Below are 19,009 nucleotides of genomic sequence, written 5' to 3'. Positions count from 1 at the left end.
CACCGCTCGACGGGCAGTGGCGCGAACTCCACCGGAATCAATTTATCCGGCTGAGACCATAAGCCGCTGAACCTTCAGCATATCCACGCGAAACCGGGCCAGCTCCTCCGCCTTCAGTCGCTCGTCCGGAATGCGCAGCAGATAGGACGGATGCACCGTCACGAAGAGCGTGCGCCCTCCTTCGATCGCCATCGCCCTTCCCCTGACATCCTGCAGGCGCTCTTTGACATCGGTCAGCGCCGCAAGCGCCGTCGCCCCCAATGCGACAATCAGTTTCGGCTTGAGGAGCGCCATCTCGCGATCGAGCCACCAGCGGCAATGCTTCACCTCATTCATATTCGGCTTCTGATGGATGCGACGCTTGCCCCGCGGCTCGTATTTGAAATGCTTGACGGCATTGGTGACGTAGAGCCTCGAGCGGTCGATGCCCGCCTCCGATATCACCTGATCGAGAAGCCTGCCGGCGGGACCGACGAAGGGACGCCCGGAAATATCCTCCTGGTCGCCCGGCTGCTCGCCGACGAACATCACCTGCGCATCGCGCGGCCCCTCTCCGAATACCGTCCGCGTCGCATTTGCATGAAGCGGGCAGCGTGTGCAGACAGCGGCCTCCGCGCGCAGTGCTTCCAGCGTGCCCGCAGTAGCCGCTGGTTCTGCGGGGAGATTGCGCGCGGCCCGCTGCAAGCGGTCGTGAAACGGCAGCGACTGCGTCGCCTCCCGCGCCGCCATCTCCCGCACCTTGCTTTCGGCCGATGCAATCAAGCCAGGAATGAGGTCGGCCTCCGGCAGGTTCTTCCAGTATTTCTTCGGCATCTCCGCCTGCATCGCCTTCACCTTCAACCGCGCGGGGTTGAAGATGCTGGCATAGTAGGTTCGCCAGAGTTCGTCCGTGGCATCGGTGAGATTAGGCCTTTCGCATGGCTCGTCGGCAATCGTCAGCCGCTCGCCGTTCCAGGCCGCCGAGCCCTTGGGCGTGGCGATCAGCCAGTCCATGTCGCTGAAACGGCGCTGGAAAAAGGGAGCCGTGCGCCTGACGACATGATGGTCCGGCTCGAACCAGGCGAGGAATTTCCGACGACCTGCCGATACCGCGCCGACTTCCTTGAAACGGACGAAGGCCGTCATCTTGTGCGCGTCGCGCCGAATGTTCTTCGCCATCAGCCTGGCCCGCACAACATCCTCGTCGGAGGTCACCTCCAGCAGTTGCCGATCCAGCTGCAGCCTCCAGAGGAGACGGTACAGCAGAGAAAATCGCGCCGGATCGGAATGGCAGAGGACGGTCTCAGCAAGCTCGATGAAAGCGGGCGGCACCGTCATCGGCTTACGCGTTGTCGCAGGCGCTGGCGGCATGGCGTCCCGTTGAAACGACAGATCGGCCTCGGCGCTTTTTTCGCGCCAGTCGATCTCCTCGGGCAAGATGCCGGCTGCCGCCAAAACGCGTGCGGCATCGCGCCATTCGCCAAGATCTCCACGTCCTGCAAGCACGACCCGGCGCATCACAGCAAGGACAATTGTTCATGCTGCGGCTCGAACACGGCGCGCAGGTCCGGGCGGTCGACCAGCCGTCGCGGCGACCAGCCTTCCGCGGAGATGAAGGATTGGACTTTCTTGATCGAAACTCCGAGTCGGGAGAGATCATCAAGCCGCAGGCGACGAAAACGGCGCGCAGAGACGATCGCTTTCACGGTTTTGGTGCCGAGGCCCGGCACACGCAGCAACCGCTCGCGCTCGGCCTTGTTGAGGTCGACGGGAAATTCGCCCCGGTTGGCAAGCGCCCAGGCAAGCTTCGGATCGAGATTGAGATCGAGCATGCCGTCCGCCTGGTTCGCAGTAATCTCCTCGATGCCGAAACCGTAGAACCGATAGAGCCAGTCGGCCTGGTAAAGCCGATGCTCGCGCATCAGCGGCGGCTTGATCAGCGGCAGGTTTTTCGAGGAGTCCGGGATGGGGCTGAAGGCGGAGTAATAGACGCGCCTCAGGCCATAGCTGCTGTAGAGCCGGCCGCTGCTCGCCAGAATAGTCGCGTCATCGGCCCCATCCGCCCCGACGATCATCTGCGTGCTCTGGCCGGCTGGCACGAAACGCTGGCGTTTCCCGGTCTTAAGCGTCGGTTCATCGGCAGCCTCGATCTTCGACCTGATATCCGCCATCGATCGTCTGATATTGACGGGCTTCTTTTCCGGCGCGAAACGGGAAATCCCGCTGTCGGTCGGCAGCTCGATATTAAGCGACAGCCGATCGGCATGAAGCCCCGCCTCCTCGATCAGATGCGGCGACGCCTCGGGGATCGCTTTCAGATGGATATAGCCGCGGAAATTATGCGTCACCCGCAGCTCGCGGACGATGCGGACCATCTCCTCCATCGTGTAATCGGAAGAGCGAATGATGCCGGAGGAAAGGAAGAGGCCTTCGATATAGTTGCGTCGGTAGAATTCGAGCGTCAGCCAGACGACTTCCTCCGTCGTGAAGCGTGCGCGCTCGACATTGCTGGAGGAGCGATTGACGCAATAGGCACAGTCGTAGATGCAGAAATTGGTGAGCAGGATCTTCAGAAGCGAAATGCACCGTCCATCCGGAGCATAGGCATGGCAGATGCCGGATCCCTCGGTCGAACCCAGTCCGCCGCTTGCGCTCGAATCGCGTTTCACCGTGCCGCTGGAGGCACAGGAAGCATCGTATTTTGCGGCATCGGAAAGGATGGCCAAACGTTCGGTTAGCGACTTCTTCATTAGTATGTTCACTATATGTTCCATGGCGCAAAGTCAATCCCGGCGCGGCTGCCGCTCCCCCGTTTGGCACGCATCACCCGACGTACCAGCGGGTATCCGTTTCATTTATGCGAATTTTCTGGAAATCAGCCGTGGCGATCTGCTATAAGCATGCAACTATGATTGTGGCACGGTTCCGAAGTTCCTCTTCGGGACCTGTTTTCTTTTGTGTGTGCCTGACTGTGCTGACGCAAGACGGCGGCCGCAAGGAGTGAAGGACAGAAAAATGGTTGATAAGGTACCGATGACACAGGGTGGTTTCGTCAAGCTGCAGGAAGAGCTGCGCTGGCGTCAGCAGGAGGAGCGCCCCCGAATCATCGAGGCGATCGCCGAAGCCCGTGCTCATGGCGACCTTTCCGAAAATGCCGAATACCATGCCGCCAAGGAAGCCCAGAGCCACAATGAGGGCCGCATCACCGAGCTGGAAGACCTGACGGCCCGCGCCGAGGTCATCGACCTCACGAAAATGTCCGGCGACAAGATCAAGTTCGGCGCCAAGGTGAAGCTCGTTGACGAGGACACCGAGGAAGAAAAGACCTACCAGATCGTTGGCGACCAGGAAGCCGACGTCAAGGCCGGCCGCATCTCCATCTCCTCCCCGATCGCCCGTGCGCTGATCGGCAAGGAAGTCGGCGATTCCATCGAGGTCAATGCGCCGGGCGGCTCCAAGGCCTACGAAATCCTACAGGTTTCCTGGGGCTGATCGCCCGTCAGACACGAGACCCATTCCTTGCCGGATATTCGTGACGTCGAGATCATCGCGCCCAACTTCAAGCGCCGGCTCTCCGGCGTCACGTCGACCATCGTTCAGCTCATCCCATGCCAGATCTGGCTTGGGATGCGCATAGCGACGCTCGGCCCCGGCCTGCCGGAGGGCTTGGCCAAACTGAGATGGGCGCAGCTTTTCGGGCTGTGGCGTCCGCCGGCCAGGCGACGTCACCGCGTCTGGCACGCCCGCCGCAACAATGAGATGGCCGTCGGCATCCTGCTTCGCCATGTCCTGCGCATGCCGCTGAAGCTGCTCTTCACTTCGGCGGCGCAACGCCGTCACACCGCCTATACGAAATGGCTGATCCGCCGCATGGACGCGGTGATCGCGACCAGTGACCGCTCAGGCTCCTTCCTCGAAGTGCCTCACACTGTCATCCAGCACGGCGTCGACCTTTCTCTCTTTCACCCACCGGAAACCGCCGACGACGGCATAACCGCGACCGGCCTGCCCGGCCGCTATCTCGTCGGCTGCTTCGGCCGCGTGCGCCATCAGAAAGGCACCGATCTATTCGTTAAGGCGATGATCGAGCTCTTGCCGCAGCATCCGGAATGGACAGCCGTCGTCTCCGGCCGCGTGACGGCCGAGCACACCGCCTTCGCCGAAAAGCTCAAGGCCGATGTCGCCGCCGCCGGGCTCACCGACCGCATCCTGTTTCTCGGCGAAGTGCCTGATATCAAGGTCTGGTATCGCCGCCTGACGCTCTACGTCGCCCCTTCCCGCAACGAGGGTTTCGGCTTGACGCCGCTCGAAGCCATGGCCTCGCGGACGGCCGTAGTGGCATCGGATGCGGGCGCCTATGCCGAACTCATTGCCGAGGGCGAGACCGGTTCGGTCGTGGCTGCAGGCGATGGCGAAGCGCTGACGCGGGCAATCGCCCCCTATATCGCAGATCCGGCGCTGGCGATCGTGCATGGCGAGAATGCATTGCGTCATGTCCGGGCGAATTTCGCGCTGGAGAAGGAAGCAAAAGCGATTGGCGCTGTTTACGATCGCCTTCTCGGCGACAACAGTGGTTAAAGCCGAAACGGGAAACTGCCTGCTGAAAAAGCCGGCCAACTTCTCCTTCGTCATGCTCAGGCTTCCCGAGCATCTGCCTCCGTTTGATAGGGCAGCAGATCCTTCGGCACAACAAGGCCGAGGATGACGTCGACTAGAGAACGAGAGTTATCAACGAGCGAACGGCCCATCGGATGACGGGCCGCTGCAAATATCCAAGAATGGCGAACAGGTCGGCCTGTTATTCCGCCGGCTGAAGTCCGGCAGCCGGAGCGCCCTGTTCTGCCTGGCCGCCCAGCGCTCTGGCGAGCTGCGCCGTATCCAGCTCGTTTTCCCAACGGGCAACGACGATCGTCGCGACCGCATTGCCGACGAGGTTGGTCAGCGCCCGGCACTCCGACATGAAGCGATCGATGCCGAGGATGAGCGCCATGCCGGCGACCGGCACGGAGGGCACGACGGAGAGCGTCGCGGCAAGGGTGATGAAGCCGGCGCCGGTGATGCCGGCAGCACCCTTGGAGCTCAGCATCGCTACCAGCAGCAGCAGGATCTGGTCACCCCAGGAGAGATTGATGCCGGTCGCCTGGGCAATGAAGAGGGCTGCCAGCGTCATGTAGATATTGGTGCCGTCGAGGTTGAAGGAATAGCCGGTGGGGATGACGAGGCCGACGACCGAGCGCTTGCAGCCGGCCTTTTCCATCTTGTTCATCAGTCCCGGAAGTGCGGCTTCGGAAGACGAGGTGCCGAGAACCAGCAGCAATTCTTCCTTGATGTAGCGCAGCAGCGCCAGGATCGAGAAGCCGTTATAGCGGGCGACGGCGCCGAGCACGACAAGGACGAAGAGCAGCGAGGTGAGGTAGAAGGTGCCGATCAGCATGGCGAGGTTGGCGATCGATCCGACGCCGTACTTGCCGATCGTGAAGGCCATGGCGCCGAAGGCGCCGATCGGGGCGGCCTTCATCAGGATGGCAACGAGCTTGAAGACGGGGGCCGTCAGGGCGTTGAGGAAATTGACGACCTGCTCGCCCTTTTCGCCAACCATGGCGAGCGCGATGCCGAAGAGCACCGAGAAGAACAGCACCTGCAGAATATCGCCATCGGCAAAGGCGCCGACGATCGTCGACGGGATGATATTCGTCAGGAAGCCGACGATGCTCTGCTCATGCGCCTTATCGGCAAAGGTGGCGACGGCCTTCGGGTCGAGGGATGCCGGATCGATGTTCATGCCGGCGCCGGGCTGGACGACGTTGGCGACGATCATGCCGATGACGAGCGCCAGCGTCGAGAAGGTCAGGAAGTAGAGCATCGCCTTGCCAGCGACGCGGCCGACCTTCTTCAGGTCGCTCATGCCGGCAATGCCGGTGGCCACCGTCAGGAAGATGACCGGCGCGATCACCATCTTGACGAGCTTGATGAAGGCATCGCCGAGCGGCTTCAGCTGGGTGCCGAGGTCGGGATAGAAATGACCGAGAATGATACCCGCAGCGATAGCGGCGAGAACCTGGACGTAGAGATGGGAATAAAAGGGCTTCCTGCCCTTGCTGTCTGCGACTGTATCGAGTGGTGCTGCGATCATGATTTCCTCCTAAAGGCTCGTCCGGAACGAACTCCGGCCTCCCGAGCCGTTCGCTTCAATCCAACAGCTCAGCCGTTGTTGCCATCTCTTTCGCAAGCGCCGTGCCAGTTTCGCGCCACCTTTCTAGAGCCTTGTATTTCCAGCATAAAATCTTTCTGTAGGCCGATGGCTCGTTCAGGAGATGCGAAAAGCCACACAAATCTATTTGCGTCTCGTGCGGAAAAATGCACAAATCCCCCATGTCCTTGTCAGTCTCGCAAAGGCCTTGGCCCGCCTTGCCCTTGCAGCACCGCATCCGCCGGATGTGGTGGGCCTATGCAGTGCTCGCCCTCTCGGCCATCGTCGCAAGCCTCTGGGTCAGCGGCGAGATCGGCCGGCGCCGGGCGGAGGCTGCCCTGGAGGAACAGGCCCGCAACGATGCGAGGATGAACGTGGCGCTGCTGCGCACCGTCCTCGAAAAATACCGGGCGCTGCCCTTCGTGCTGTCGCAAGATGCCGCGCTCGCCGCCGCCCTGGCTGGACGCGACGCCGGCACGTTCGAGCAGTTGAACCGGAAGCTTGAGACACTGGCCGCCGGCACGAAGGCCGCCGTCATCTATGTCATCGACAAGAACGGAATCGCGGTTTCAGCCAGCAACTGGCGCGAACCGACGAGCTTCGTCGGCAACGACTATCGTTTCCGCGAGTATTTTCAGGGCGCTGTCGCTCGAGGGCAGGCAGAGCATTTCGCGCTCGGCACCGTCAGCAAGAAGCCCGGCCTTTATATTTCCGAGCGGATATCAGGCGATGACGGTCTCCTGGGCGTCGTCGTCGTCAAGGTCGAATTCGACGATATCGAGACGGATTGGAATGGCTCGGGCGCCCCGTCCTACGTCATCGACGATCGTGGCATTGTCCTCATCACCAGCATTCCCTCCTGGCGGTTCATGACGATCGGCCGTATCGCCGAGGATCGGCTGACGGCGATCCGCGAGAGCCTTCAATTCGGCGACGCGCCGCTTCAGCCGCTGCCGCTCGATATCATCAGTCACCTAGGCGACAGGCTTGATGTCGTCGAGATCGTCACGCCCGGCGGCGCGGGAAAAACCAGCTTTCTCGATGTGGGGATGCCGATCCCTGCGACCGGCTGGCATCTGCAGCATCTTGTTGCATTGGGGCCGTCCATCGATGCCGCGGTCCGCGAAACGCGCATGCTGGCGCTGCTCTTGCTTTTGCCGCTGCTGGCGGGCGCAGCCTTCCTCTTGCGCCGCCGCCAGACGACCACCCTTCGAATTTTCAGGGAGCAGCAGGCGCGCGAAGAACTGGAACGGCGCGTGGCCGAACGGACGCTTGATCTCAGCCAGGCGCGGGATCGGCTGCAGGCCGAGATCGCCGGTCACCGCAGCACCGAGCAGAAGCTGCAGGCCGTGCAGCAGGATCTGGTGCAGGCCAACCGGCTGGCAATCCTGGGCCAGGTGGCCGCCGGCGTCGCCCACGAGATCAACCAGCCGGTGGCGACCATCCGCGCCTATGCGGACAATGCCCGCACCTTCCTCGACCGCGGCCAGACGGCGCCCGCCGGTGAAAATCTTCAGAACATCGCCGCTCTGACGGAGCGCATCGGCTCGATCACCGAGGAGCTGAAGAGCTTCGCCCGCAAGGGCCGCGGCAGCGCCGAGCCGACAGGCCTGAAGGACGTCATCGAGGGCGCGGTGATGCTGCTGCGTAGCCGATTTGCCGGACGCATGGATACGCTCGACATCGAGCTGCCGCCGGCCGAACTGCAGGTCATGGGCAGTAGGATCCGTCTCGAGCAGGTGCTGATCAACCTGCTTCAGAATGCGCTGGAGGCCGTGGCCCCGAAAGCCGACGAGGCGCGCGTCGAGGTCAGGACATCGAATGACCAGGAGATGGTGACGCTGACGGTCGCCGACAACGGCCCCGGCATTTCGCCCGATATCCGCAAGGGCCTGTTCACGCCCTTCAACACCTCGAAGGAAAAAGGTCTCGGGCTGGGCCTCGTTATCTCCAAGGATATCGTCGGCGATTACGGCGGCCGGATGGAGGTGGAGAGCGATGGCAGCGGGACAAGGTTCATCGTTCATCTGAGGAGGGCCTGATCATGGCCACACCGATGCCCGTTGCGCTGATCGACGACGACAGGGATCTGCGCCGTGCCACCGCCCAGACCCTCGAACTCGCCGGCTTCTCCGTCTCGGCCTATGACGGCGCGAAAGCCGCCCTGGAGGAACTAACGGTCGATTTTGCCGGCCCCGTCGTCACCGATATCCGCATGCCCGAGATCGACGGGCTGCAGCTGTTCGCCACGCTGAAGGGCATGGACGGCGACCTGCCGGTGATATTGATGACCGGCCACGGCGATATTCCGATGGCCGTTCAGGCCATCCAGGACGGCGCCTATGATTTCATCGCCAAACCCTTCGCTGCCGATCGGCTCGTGCACAGCGTACGCCGCGCAGGCGAGAAGCGGCAGCTTGTTCTGGAAAACCGCGCGCTGCGCCGGGCCGCCGAAGACGCGCAGGAGACTTTGCCACTGATCGGCCAGACGCCTGCCATGGAAAACCTGAGGAAAATTCTGCGCCACATCGCCGATACCGATGTCGACGTGCTGGTCGCCGGCGAAACCGGCAGCGGCAAGGAAGTCGTCGCCCAGATCCTGCATCAGTGGAGCCACCGCCGGAAGGGCAATTTCGTGGCGCTGAACTGCGGGGCACTCCCCGAAACCGTCATCGAAAGCGAACTGTTCGGCCACGAGGCCGGCGCCTTTACCGGCGCGCAGAAGCGCCGTATGGGCCGCATCGAGCATGCAAGCGGCGGCACGCTTTTCCTCGACGAGATCGAAAGCATGCCTGTCGCCACGCAGGTCAAGATGCTGCGCGTGCTTGAAATGCGCGAGATCACCCCGCTCGGCACCAACGAGGTGCGCCCGGTCGATCTGCGCGTCGTCGCGGCCGCCAAGATCGACCTTGGCGACCCCGAGGTGCGCGGCGATTTTCGTGAGGACCTCTATTACCGGCTGAATGTCGTGACGATTTCGATTCCGCCGCTGAGGGAACGCCGCGACGATATTCCGCTGCTGTTTTCCCACTTTACCGCGCGCGCCGCCGAGCGCTTCCGCCGCGATGTGCCGCCGCTTTCGGAGGCGGTTCGCCACCACCTTGCCACCCATTCATGGCCCGGCAACGTCCGCGAACTCTCCCACTATGCCGAACGCGTGGTGTTGGGCCTCGAAGGCCGCGCAGCCCCATCCTCTCCCCCGCAGCCGACCGGCGGCACGCTGCCCGAGCGGCTGGAGCGCTACGAGGCGGAAATCATCCGCGACGCACTCGCCAGCAACAACGGCGACGTGCGCCGCACCATCGAGGCGCTCGGCATTCCGAGAAAGACCTTTTACGACAAGCTGCAGCGCCACGGCATCCACCGGGGCGGCTACGCCTCGCGCAAATAGCCATGTCGCGCAAAAGTGTGCAGCGGTTTTGCGGCAACGACATGGGTAAAAGCAAAACCTAAAGCGCAACGAGCGAATCTGAAAGATCACGACGCGCTTTAGGTTGTTTCAGACTTCGACCAATCCGAGCTTCTTTACCTGCCGGATCGTCAGCATGGTGCGCACGGTGTCGACATGCTCGTTCGCCGTCAGAATCTCTATGACGAAATCCTGGAAATGGGTGAGATTCTCCGCCACGCAATGCAACAGGAAATCGCTGTCGCCCGAGACCATCCAGGCCTGACGCACCAGCGGCCATTCGGTGGTGGCGGCGGCAAACGCCTTGAGATTGCCTTCCGACTGGTGTTTGAGCCCGACCATGCAGAAAGCGACCAGATCGAAGCCGAGCTTCGGGCTGTTCAACATGGCGTGATAGCCTTCGATGATCCCGGCTTCCTCGAGTTTGCGGACCCGGCGCAGGCAGGGAGGTGCCGAGATGCCGACGCGATCGGCGAGTTCGACATTTGTCATGCGGCCATCGGCCTGCAGCTCCCGTAGGATCTTTATGTCGATGACGTCGAGTTCCGTGCGACCCACATCGCGGCCTTTCTTTAATTCGTAGCGGCGAGCTTCTATATAAAGCGGCGAAATACGCAAGAAAGTTTCAAGCCGATGACGGAATCTTGCACAACAGCGTGATTTGCCTTGTTGGTAATGCAAGGCTGCCCTTGAATAATAGCATTGGACGTTCATAAATGGCGCATGGACCGCGAAACGGCCGCAATCGCCTTTTAGCCGCCGCCCTCCTGCCAGTCGAAAGGAAATGACATGCCCGCCCGCCATACGAAGGTGCTCATCATCGGTTCCGGACCCGCCGGCTATACCGCCGCGGTCTATGCCGCGCGCGCCATGCTGAAACCGGTCCTGATCGCCGGTCTCGAACAGGGCGGCCAGTTGATGATCACCACCGATGTCGAGAATTATCCGGGCTTTGCCGATCCGATCCAGGGCCCCTGGCTGATGGACCAGATGCTGCAGCAGGCAAAACATGTCGGCGCCGAGATCGTCAACGACCTCGTAACCGAAGTCGACCTGAACCAGCGTCCCTTCGTCGCCCGCACCGACAGCGGCCAGGTCTGGACCGCTGATACGCTGATCATCGCCACCGGCGCCAAGGCGAAGTGGCTGGGCATCGAAAGCGAGCAGCATTTCCAGGGCTTCGGCGTTTCCGCCTGCGCTACCTGCGACGGTTTCTTCTATCGCAACAAGGACGTCATCGTGGTCGGTGGCGGCAACAGCGCCGTCGAAGAAGCGCTCTATCTCTCCAATATCGCGAAGTCGGTCACATTGGTGCACCGCCGCGACTCCTTCCGCGCCGAGAAGATCCTGCAGGAGCGCCTGTTCGCCAAGGAAAACGTCAAGGTGCTGTGGAACACCGAGGTCGCCGAAATCACCGGTACCCCGGCCAAGCCGCCGATGCCGCAATCGGTGACTGGTGCGCGTCTGCGCGACGTCAGAACCGGTGCGATTACCGAAATGCCGATCGACGGCGTCTTCGTCGCCATCGGCCATGCCCCGGCAACCGAGCTTTTCAAGGGCAAGCTGAAGCTGAAGGACAATGGCTACCTCTGGACCGCGCCGGATTCGACCGCGACCAGCCTGGAGGGGGTCTATGCCGCCGGCGACGTGACCGACGATACGTTCCGCCAGGCAATCACCGCCGCCGGCTTGGGGTGCATGGCAGCGCTCGAAGCCGAGCGATATCTGACGGGCCACATGCCTATCGCCGTGGCTGCGGAGTAAGACCGGCATGAGGGGTGGGGGAATGCCATTGGATTGGGACAAGCTGCGTATCTTTCACGCAGCTGCCGAGGCGGGTTCGTTCACGCATGCGGCGGACAAACTGCATCTGTCCCAATCCGCCATCAGCCGCCAGGTCAGCGCGCTGGAGCAGGATGTCGGTACCAAGCTGTTTCACCGCCACGCGCGCGGCCTGATCCTGACGGAACAGGGCGAGTTGCTCTACCGCACCGCTCATGACGTGCTGCTGAAGCTCGAAACCGTGAAGATGCAACTCACCGAGACGACCGAGACACCGTCCGGCAAGCTGCGTGTCACAACGACGGTCGGCCTCGGCCAGGGTTGGCTCACCGACAAGATCCAGGAATTCCTGCAGCTTTATCCCGACGTTCAGATCCAGCTGATCCTCGACAACGAGGAAGTGGATGTGAACATGCGCCATGCCGACTGCGCGATCCGGCTGCGCCAGCCGCAGCAATCCGACCTCATCCAGCGCAAGCTCTTCACCGTGCACATGCACGTCTATGCGGCCCCCTCCTATATCAATCGCCATGGCGAACCACAGAAGATCGAGGATCTCGACAATCACCGTATCATCACCTTCGGCGAGCCGGCGCCGAGCTACCTGCTGGACGTCAACTGGCTCGAAGTCGCCGGCCGCTCCTCCGACAACAAGCGCATCCCGCATCTGCAGATCAACAGCCAGACCTCGATCAAGCGCGCCTGCCTGCTCGGAATCGGCGTCGCCTGCCTGCCGGACTATATCGTCGGCCGCGACCCTGGCCTGATTCAGCTGCCGATCAATGCCGACGTGCCGTCTTTCGACACCTATTTTTGCTATCCCGACGAGATCAAGAATGCCGCCAAGCTGAAGGCTTTCCGCGATTTCATCGTCAGCAAAGCGAGAAACTGGAACTTTTGAGCCAGTTTTATGGAATGATTTCCATACTATGCATTGCGTGCATGACTGGCATGCACAAATGAGGGTTGCCGTTTGCCCATTAAACCACCATATCGCACATAGCTGATGCACATGGTGGCTTTTCCTCCCAGTTCCACCGCATTAGCTGTTCCCCTCTGGAGGTTTTTGAACCTTCACAATTATAAGGGCCCTGGTTTTCCAGCGGCCCTCTTTTTTTGCCTTGCCGCTTCGAGAAATGCCGCGCCGCAAAAAAATTGTGCGGCGCATAGCAGGCATGCACAAAAAAGCATTGAAACCTGCCTAAGGAAGCACCATATCCAATCCAGCTGATGCATTTCGTGGTTTCTCTCCCAGTTCCACCGCATTAGCTGTTCCCCTCTGGAGGTTATTGACCTTCACAATTCAAAGGGCCCTGGTTTTCCGGTGGCCCTCTTTTTTTGCCCAAAATTTGCCCAATCAACAAAAGCTGCCGCCTCACGTCTCCGTGATTTGCATATCGGCATCCCACGATCAATATATCGTTCAAACACGATTTATAGTTCGATAAGCGACGATGGACAAAGACGAGATCATCAAGGCTCTCGCCCACCCTACCCGGATGGACATTCTGAGCTGGCTGAAGAATCCCGCGGAACATTTCCCAACGCAGGAGCATCCCTTTGAAATGGGCGTCTGCGCCAGCCAGTTCGAGCGTTGCGGCCTATCTCAATCCACCGTCTCGGCTCATCTCGGAACCCTGCAGCGCGCCGGCCTCGTCACCACGAAACGTGTCGGCCAGTGGATCTTCTACAAGCGCAACGAAGAAACGATCGCTGCTTTCCTCAAGCAGCTGACACGGGATCTCTAGAATGCCCCTCGCCCTTCTCGTGCTCGCCTTGAGCTCCTTTGCGATAGGCACGACCGAATTCGTCATCATGGGTCTGCTGCCGGAAGTCGCCGCCGATCTCTCGGTGACCATCCCGCAAGCCGGACGGCTGGTGACGGGTTATGCGCTCGCGGTCGCGATCGGCGCACCCGTCATGGCAATTTCGACAGCGAAGCTGAAGCGCCGCATCGCCCTGATTGCGCTGATGGCCTTCTTCATCGCCGGCAACCTGCTTTGCGCTCTGGCGACCGATTATTGGGTGCTGATGATCGCTCGCATCGTGACCGCGCTCTGCCACGGCGCCTTCTTCGGCATCGGCTCGGTCGTCGCCGCCGGCCTGGTCGCCGAAGACCGCAAGGCCCGCGCCGTCGCGCTGATGTTCACCGGCCTGACCCTTGCCAACGTCCTCGGCGTGCCGCTCGGCACCGCGATCGGCCAGGCCTATGGCTGGCGCGCCACGTTCGGCGTCGTCACCGTCATCGGCACCGTCACCATTCTTGGCCTGATCGCCATCCTGCCGAAGGACAAGAAGCAGCAAACCGGCAGCATCCTGCGCGAGATTGCGGCACTCAGGAATGGCGGCCTTTGGCTGGCGCTTTCCACCACCGTCTTCTTCGCTGCCTCGATGTTCGCCCTCTTCACCTATATCGCGCCGCTCCTGCGTGACGTCACCGGCGTTTCGCCTGAGGGCGTCACCTGGACGCTGTTCCTGATCGGCCTCGGGCTGACTGTCGGCAATCTCATCGGCGGCAAGCTTGCCGATTGGCGGCTCGGCGTCACACTTGCCGGCGTCTTCGCCGCCATCGCCGTCACTTCGATCGCCTTCAGCTATACGAGCCGTTTCTTCATCCCGGCTGAAATCACCCTCTTTCTCTGGGCGACCGCAAGCTTTGCCGCCGTGCCGGCGCTGCAGGTCGGCGTCGTCGGTTTCGGCAAGGATGCGCCGAACCTCGTCTCGACGATCAATATCGGCGCCTTCAACACCGGCAATGCGCTCGGCGCCTGGGCGGGCGGCCTGGTCATCGATGCCGGCTTCGATCTCACCCGCGTTCCGCTCGCCGCAGCCCTGATGGCCCTGATCGGCCTGGGTGCGACGGCGCTCACCTATCTCTCCGCCAAGGGCCGAGCTGCGCTTGCCCCCGCAGAGTGATCCTCCCGCAAAAGAAAGGACCATCATGGCCAAGCTTTTCGAACCCACCAAGGTTGGCGATATCGCCGTCAGGAACCGCATCGTCATGGCGCCGCTCACCCGCAACCGTTCGCCGGGCGCGATCCCCAACGACCTCAATGTCGAATATTACCGCCAGCGCGCCACGGCGGGCCTGATCATCACCGAAGCGACCGCGATCACCCATCAGGGCCAGGGTTATGCCGACGTGCCCGGTCTCTACAGCAAGGAAGCGCTCGACGGCTGGAAGCGCGTGACCGACGCCGTCCACACCGCCGGCGGCAGGATCGTCGTCCAGATGTGGCATGTCGGCCGCATCTCGCACACGACGCTGCAGCCGGACGGCGGCAAGCCGGTTTCCTCGACCAATCGCGTCGCCAAGGCAAAGACCTATCTGGTCAACGCCGACGGAAGCGGCAGCTTTGCCGATACCTCCGAGCCCCGCGCGCTCGAAACCTCCGAAATCCCCGGCATCGTCGAGGATTACCGCAAGGCAGCCCGCGCCGCGATCGATGCCGGCTTCGACGGTGTCGAGATCCATGGCGCCAATGGTTATCTGCTCGATCAGTTCATCCGCGATGGCGTCAACGATCGCACCGACCAATATGGCGGCTCGATCGAGAACCGCGCTCGCCTGACCTTCGAAGTCGTCAATGCTGTCGTCAGGGAAGTCGGCGCAGGCCGCACCGCAATCCGCATCTCGCCGGTGACGCCGTCGGGCGAAAGCTATGATTCCAATCCGCAGGCGACCTTCACCCATGTCGTCGAAGGGCTGGCGAAATACGGCCTCGCCTATATCCACGTCATCGAAGGCCAGACCGGCGGCGAGCGCGACTACAAGCAAGGCGACAACCCCTCCTTCGATTACAAGGCGCTGCGCAAGGCCTATGAAACCGCCGGCGGCAAGGCCAGCTGGATGGTCAACAACGGCTATGACCGCGATCTCGCGATCGATGCCGCCGAAAGCGGCCGCGCCGATCTCGTCGCTTTCGGCAAGCCCTTCATTGCCAATCCCGATCTCGTCGAACGGCTGGCAAAGAACCTGCCGCTCAACACGCCCGACCAGTCGACCTTCTACGGTGGCGCCGCCAAAGGCTACCTCGACTATCCCACCCTCGAAAAGGTCGCTTGAGACTTCTTCTACGCATCAAGAAATCCCATCGAGAGGTGGGATTTCTGCGTTGAGTATCCCTATATGGGACGCATGTTTGCTTCCCATCTCGATCGCTGGTCGCTCATATCGGACGGCGAGCCCATCATCACCCATTCGAGCCGCCTGCTGCCGGTCCTCTGGCAGGAGAGGCCCGCCATGTTGAAAGTCGCGACCGATATCGACGAACGATACGGCGCCCTGTTGATGCAATGGTGGGACGGCGACGGCGCTGCGCATGTCTATGCCCACGAAGACGACGCCGTATTGCTGGAAAGGGCAACCGGGAAACGCTCGCTGCTTGCCATGGCGATGAACGGAGAAGACGACGAAGCGAGCCGCATTCTCTGCCGCACCGCAGCCCGGCTGCATGCTCCGCGCGAAAGACCGCTCCCCGATCCCATTCCCCTCACCCTCTGGTTCCGCGAACTCGAGCCAGCCGCCGCCAAATATGGCGGCACGCTTGCCGATTGCTCGGCGGTCGCCAACGTCCTCCTTGCCGATCAGCGCGATCTCTCCGTCCTCCATGGCGACATCCACCACGGCAACATTCTCGATTTCGAGGAGCGCGGCTGGCTGGCGATCGATCCGAAACGGCTCCGCGGCGAGCGCGGTTTCGATTTCGCCAATATCTTCGCCAACGAGGAGTTGCCCACCATTACCGACCCCGCCCGTTTCCGCCGCCAGCTCGACATCGTCTCGGCAGAAGCCCGGCTGGAGCCGAAGCGGCTGCTGCAATGGATCGCCGCCTATTCGGGCCTTTCCGCCGCCTGGTTCCTTGGCGACCCCAATATCGAGCAGGCGGAGACGGCGTTGACGGTCGCGCGGATCGCGCTTTCCGAGCTTCGGGCCTAGAGCATGTCGCAGCACAATGAGGTTCGCGCCTCAACTGGCGCTGGGTCGCGGATTGATTCCTCAGAGATTTTCCTTGAGAAGGACCTCGATCCTTATTCTCTCCTGTTCCGCCAGCGGCTCGCGGGCGTCCGAGCGAGCCCGCATGATACGGATTGCGCTGCGCACCGCATGACCAGGGTCCTGTGCGATGACGGCGTCGATGCGGTCGTCGCGCAAGGCTTCCTCGCTGAACGGCGTACGCTCATGGACGACCACTGCGAGGTTGACGAGATCGACTTTCCCAGCGGTTGCCGAAAGAGGAATGCGCGCCTCGGAACTCAGAACATAAACGGCAATAATGTCCTTGTTGTTATCGAGCACACGCCCGATGATCTCGTTCGCGCGCCGCTCATCGGCATGCGTCTCTATCGAAGGAAGAGACCTAAGGAACGGGAATCGCTCATTAATTATGGTGTCGAAACCGTGCCGGCGCTGAATGCTGTCAAGCGATTGCATCGTCTCGGCCACCACCATCACCTTGCCCGGCGTCCGGCAGGCAAATGTGCCGATCAGCTTTCCGGCGGTCGCCCCGGCCGCGAAATTGTCCACGCCGACGAAATCGGCCGCGGGAAGCTTTTCCTGGCCGGACAGAAACTGCACGACCTTGATGTTTCGTTCGAGCAGCCGCGCCACGGCATCGCGCACCTGGGGCGATTCCGGCGCCATCAGCGCCACTCCGTCGAGTTCTTCCTCACCTATTCCAGCAAGATACTTCGCCACCCCATGCGCGTCGTCGGTGGAAATTTGAACATAATCGATATCGGTAAGATCGCCCTTTAGGGCTTGCCCCAACTCCTCCACCCGTCGCAAAAGCTCGCGAAGATAAAGATCGCCAGACTTGGGCAGGACAAACCTGAACCGATAGCTCTTGTTGCGCGCCAGGCTCACAGCCGCCGGGTTGCGGATAAAGCCAATCCGTTCAATGGCTTCGTGAACGCTGCGAACCGCTTTTTTGCTCACGTTCGGGCGATCGTTCAATACGCGATCAACGGTCGCGAGGCTGACGCCGGCGGCTTCCGCAAGGTCTTTTGCTGTTGGCCGCATAAGGGCTCCTGATGCGATTTGGACCGTTCACGTTTCCCTCAAAAAAATGAAAATTGCAAGAATTGAAGTGCGCACCTCAAAATTTGCTTGCGCTGAGGTGCGCACCTCAGTTATAAATAATTTACGACGGCTCTTCGGGCCAGACCGGAAAGGGCAGTCGATAACGCGGCCACAGCGCGCTCCAGCATATGCGCCCTTGCCGCAATGCTTTTCATTCACCCTCGCGATGGAGGTCGGGAGGTTCAACGGGAGGATCGCAGTTATGAAGTCTCTTTTGATGAGCTCGGCACTCGCTGCCGGGATGTATATCGTCGCGTCTGCCGGTACGGCTTCGCATGCCCAGGCCGCAGACCTCACCCTGTGCTGGGCGGCATGGGATCCTGCCAATGCGCTCGTCGAGCTCAGCAAGGATTTCGAGGCGAAGAGCGGCAACAAGATGCACTACGAATTCGTGCCGTGGCCGAATTTTGCAGATCGCATGCTCAACGAACTGAATTCCGGCGGCAAACTCTGCGACCTGCTGATCGGCGACAGCCAGTGGATCGGCGGCGCGGCCGAGAACAAGCAGTACGTCAAGCTCAACGATTTCTTCGACAAGGAAGGAATCAAGATGGACGATTTCATCCCGGCTACCGTCGTCGGATATGCCGAATGGCCGAAGAACTCGCCCAACTACTGGGCAATGCCGGCCTTCGGCGACGTGGTCGGCTGGACCTATCGCAAGGACTGGTTCTCACGTCCCGAATTGCAGGCCGAGTTCAAGAAGAAATACGGCCGTGATCTCGCCGTTCCGAAGAACTGGGACGAATTGGTCGATATTGCCCAGTTCTTTCAGGGGCGCGAAATCGACGGCAAGAAGGTCTACGGCGCGGCGATCTATACGGAACGGGGCTCCGAAGGCATCACCATGGGCGCCATGAATGCGCTCTACAGCTACGGCTTCGAATATCAGAACCCGAAAAAGCCCTACGATCTCGAAGGTTTCGTCAACTCGCCCGATGCAGTCGCCGGGCTTGAAGAATACAAGAAGCTCTACGATTGCTGCACGCCGCCCGGCCATTCCGACGCCTACATGACCCAGGACGTCGACGCCTATAAATCCGGTCAGGTCGCATTGCAGATGAACTTCACCTTCACCTGGCCGGGGATCAACGCCGATGGCAATGTCGGCGGCGACAAGTCTGGCTACTTCCCCAATCCGGCCGGCCCGAAGGGTGTGCAGTTTGCCCAGCTCGGCGGCCAGGGCATTTCGGTCGTCGCCGCTTCCGACAAACAAACGGAAGCGCTCGACTACATCAAGTGGTTCGGTCAGCCTGAAATCCAGCAGAAATGGTGGAAGCTCGGCGGCTACTCCGCGCTTCGGGAAGTCGTGGAAGATCCGGGCTTCGCCTCCAGCCAGCCCTACTCCAAGCCGTTCCTCGATTCGATGGCGATCGTGAAGGACTTCTGGGCCGAACCTGCCTACGCCTCTCTCCTCCAGGCATCGCAGAAGCGCTTCCACGACTATGTGGTCGCAAACCAGGGCAGCGCTAAAGTCGCGCTCGACGGCCTCGTGAAGGATTGGACGGGCGTCTTCGAGGACGACGGAAAATACTGACGCTGACAGCCGCTTTCTCCCAGCAGTGAG

16 protein-coding genes are annotated in these 19,009 nt (G+C 61.3%); 11 read left to right on the top strand and 5 right to left on the bottom strand.

What is annotated here, in order from left to right; genetic code table 11:
- Positions 1 to 42: 42 nt before the first annotated feature.
- The gene (locus tag J7U39_RS04050; protein WP_210630518.1) at positions 43 to 1,497 is read right to left on the bottom strand and encodes a UdgX family uracil-DNA binding protein; all 1,455 of its coding nucleotides are present in this window, start codon (positions 1,495 to 1,497) and stop codon (positions 43 to 45) included.
- The gene (locus tag J7U39_RS04045) at positions 1,497 to 2,729 is read right to left on the bottom strand and encodes a putative DNA modification/repair radical SAM protein (protein WP_210631587.1); all 1,233 of its coding nucleotides are present in this window, start codon (positions 2,727 to 2,729) and stop codon (positions 1,497 to 1,499) included. The genes J7U39_RS04050 and J7U39_RS04045 overlap by 1 nt, the downstream gene beginning before the upstream one ends.
- A gap of 265 nt (positions 2,730 to 2,994) precedes the next feature.
- Here J7U39_RS04045 and greA point away from each other — a divergent pair, with 265 nt between their 5' ends.
- Together greA and J7U39_RS04035 are read left to right on the top strand one after the other, a co-directional pair.
- Positions 2,995 to 3,471, top strand: a complete 477-nt coding sequence (gene greA, locus J7U39_RS04040; protein WP_004672775.1) for a transcription elongation factor GreA — start codon at positions 2,995 to 2,997, stop codon at positions 3,469 to 3,471.
- 27 nt (positions 3,472 to 3,498) lie between these two features.
- On the top strand, positions 3,499 to 4,557 hold the full coding sequence (locus tag J7U39_RS04035) for a glycosyltransferase family 4 protein (protein WP_210630517.1): 1,059 nt from the start codon (positions 3,499 to 3,501) through the stop codon (positions 4,555 to 4,557).
- A 220-nt stretch (positions 4,558 to 4,777) separates the two neighbouring features.
- Here J7U39_RS04035 and J7U39_RS04030 read toward each other — a convergent pair whose 3' ends face one another.
- The gene (locus J7U39_RS04030) at positions 4,778 to 6,112 is read right to left on the bottom strand and encodes a dicarboxylate/amino acid:cation symporter (RefSeq protein ID WP_210630516.1); all 1,335 of its coding nucleotides are present in this window, start codon (positions 6,110 to 6,112) and stop codon (positions 4,778 to 4,780) included.
- Positions 6,113 to 6,336: 224 nt separating this feature from the next.
- Between J7U39_RS04030 and J7U39_RS04025 the strand changes: the two genes are divergently transcribed.
- A complete protein-coding gene (locus tag J7U39_RS04025) occupies positions 6,337 to 8,211 on the top strand; it encodes an ATP-binding protein (RefSeq protein ID WP_210630515.1) in 1,875 nt (624 codons plus the stop codon).
- Positions 8,212 to 8,213: 2 nt separating this feature from the next.
- Positions 8,214 to 9,560 carry a sigma-54 dependent transcriptional regulator gene (locus tag J7U39_RS04020; protein ID WP_210630514.1) on the top strand — a complete coding sequence of 449 codons (1,347 nt, stop codon included), beginning with the start codon at positions 8,214 to 8,216 and terminating at the stop codon, positions 9,558 to 9,560.
- Positions 9,561 to 9,668: 108 nt separating this feature from the next.
- Here the strand turns inward: J7U39_RS04020 and J7U39_RS04015 are convergent, their stop codons facing one another.
- Entirely contained in the window at positions 9,669 to 10,136 is a 468-nt protein-coding gene (locus J7U39_RS04015; protein WP_064695956.1) for an Lrp/AsnC family transcriptional regulator, read from the bottom strand.
- A 231-nt stretch (positions 10,137 to 10,367) separates the two neighbouring features.
- On the opposite strand from J7U39_RS04015, the gene trxB reads away from it, so the two are divergent.
- The 6 genes from trxB to J7U39_RS03985 all read left to right on the top strand — a co-directional run bounded on the left by trxB (position 10,368) and on the right by J7U39_RS03985 (position 16,299).
- A complete protein-coding gene (gene trxB / locus J7U39_RS04010) occupies positions 10,368 to 11,342 on the top strand; it encodes a thioredoxin-disulfide reductase (RefSeq protein WP_210630513.1) in 975 nt (324 codons plus the stop codon).
- 22 nt (positions 11,343 to 11,364) lie between these two features.
- Positions 11,365 to 12,261 (top strand): LysR family transcriptional regulator VtlR, encoded by an 897-nt coding sequence (locus tag J7U39_RS04005; RefSeq protein WP_085778879.1) that lies wholly within the window; start codon positions 11,365 to 11,367, stop codon positions 12,259 to 12,261.
- Positions 12,262 to 12,814: 553 nt separating this feature from the next.
- Positions 12,815 to 13,108: a metalloregulator ArsR/SmtB family transcription factor gene (locus J7U39_RS04000; RefSeq protein WP_210630512.1), complete on the top strand. Its 294-nt coding sequence runs from the start codon at positions 12,815 to 12,817 to the stop codon at positions 13,106 to 13,108.
- Position 13,109: 1 nt separating this feature from the next.
- Entirely contained in the window at positions 13,110 to 14,276 is a 1,167-nt protein-coding gene (locus tag J7U39_RS03995) for an MFS transporter (protein WP_210630511.1), read from the top strand.
- Positions 14,277 to 14,301: 25 nt separating this feature from the next.
- Entirely contained in the window at positions 14,302 to 15,426 is a 1,125-nt protein-coding gene (locus J7U39_RS03990; RefSeq protein WP_210630510.1) for an alkene reductase, read from the top strand.
- 72 nt (positions 15,427 to 15,498) lie between these two features.
- Complete coding sequence (locus tag J7U39_RS03985) at positions 15,499 to 16,299, top strand: aminoglycoside phosphotransferase family protein (protein WP_210631586.1); 801 nt, start codon at positions 15,499 to 15,501, stop codon at positions 16,297 to 16,299.
- 60 nt (positions 16,300 to 16,359) lie between these two features.
- On the opposite strand, the gene J7U39_RS03980 is transcribed toward J7U39_RS03985, so the two are convergent.
- Positions 16,360 to 17,382, bottom strand: a complete 1,023-nt coding sequence (locus tag J7U39_RS03980; protein ID WP_210630509.1) for a LacI family DNA-binding transcriptional regulator — start codon at positions 17,380 to 17,382, stop codon at positions 16,360 to 16,362.
- A 262-nt stretch (positions 17,383 to 17,644) separates the two neighbouring features.
- On the opposite strand from J7U39_RS03980, the gene J7U39_RS03975 reads away from it, so the two are divergent.
- The gene (locus J7U39_RS03975; protein WP_210630508.1) at positions 17,645 to 18,979 is read left to right on the top strand and encodes an ABC transporter substrate-binding protein; all 1,335 of its coding nucleotides are present in this window, start codon (positions 17,645 to 17,647) and stop codon (positions 18,977 to 18,979) included.
- Positions 18,980 to 19,009 lie beyond the last annotated feature (30 nt).

Source organism: Rhizobium sp. NLR16a (assembly GCF_017948245.1).
Classification (GTDB): Bacteria; Pseudomonadota; Alphaproteobacteria; order Rhizobiales; family Rhizobiaceae; genus Rhizobium.
The sequence above is the reverse complement of the archived record's forward strand: the minus strand, read 5'-3'. Positions and strand labels throughout refer to the sequence as shown.

Bases quoted from the DNA above. Each gene is read 5' to 3' on its own strand.
- J7U39_RS04000 (WP_210630512.1), top strand. From the start codon at position 12,815: ATGGACAAAGACGAGATCATCAAGGCTCTCGCCCACCCTACCCGGATG.
- J7U39_RS04020 (WP_210630514.1), top strand. From the start codon at position 8,214: ATGGCCACACCGATGCCCGTTGCGCTGATCGACGACGACAGGGATCTG.
- J7U39_RS04045 (WP_210631587.1), bottom strand. From the start codon at position 2,729: ATGAAGAAGTCGCTAACCGAACGTTTGGCCATCCTTTCCGATGCCGCA.
- J7U39_RS04030 (WP_210630516.1), bottom strand. From the start codon at position 6,112: ATGATCGCAGCACCACTCGATACAGTCGCAGACAGCAAGGGCAGGAAG.
- J7U39_RS04005 (WP_085778879.1), top strand. From the start codon at position 11,365: ATGCCATTGGATTGGGACAAGCTGCGTATCTTTCACGCAGCTGCCGAG.
- J7U39_RS03985 (WP_210631586.1), top strand. From the start codon at position 15,499: ATGTTTGCTTCCCATCTCGATCGCTGGTCGCTCATATCGGACGGCGAG.
- J7U39_RS03980 (WP_210630509.1), bottom strand. From the start codon at position 17,382: ATGCGGCCAACAGCAAAAGACCTTGCGGAAGCCGCCGGCGTCAGCCTC.
- J7U39_RS03990 (WP_210630510.1), top strand. From the start codon at position 14,302: ATGGCCAAGCTTTTCGAACCCACCAAGGTTGGCGATATCGCCGTCAGG.
- J7U39_RS03975 (WP_210630508.1), top strand. From the start codon at position 17,645: ATGAAGTCTCTTTTGATGAGCTCGGCACTCGCTGCCGGGATGTATATC.
- trxB (WP_210630513.1), top strand. From the start codon at position 10,368: ATGCCCGCCCGCCATACGAAGGTGCTCATCATCGGTTCCGGACCCGCC.
- J7U39_RS04025 (WP_210630515.1), top strand. From the start codon at position 6,337: ATGCACAAATCCCCCATGTCCTTGTCAGTCTCGCAAAGGCCTTGGCCC.
- J7U39_RS04050 (WP_210630518.1), bottom strand. From the start codon at position 1,497: ATGCGCCGGGTCGTGCTTGCAGGACGTGGAGATCTTGGCGAATGGCGC.
- greA (WP_004672775.1), top strand. From the start codon at position 2,995: ATGGTTGATAAGGTACCGATGACACAGGGTGGTTTCGTCAAGCTGCAG.
- J7U39_RS03995 (WP_210630511.1), top strand. From the start codon at position 13,110: ATGCCCCTCGCCCTTCTCGTGCTCGCCTTGAGCTCCTTTGCGATAGGC.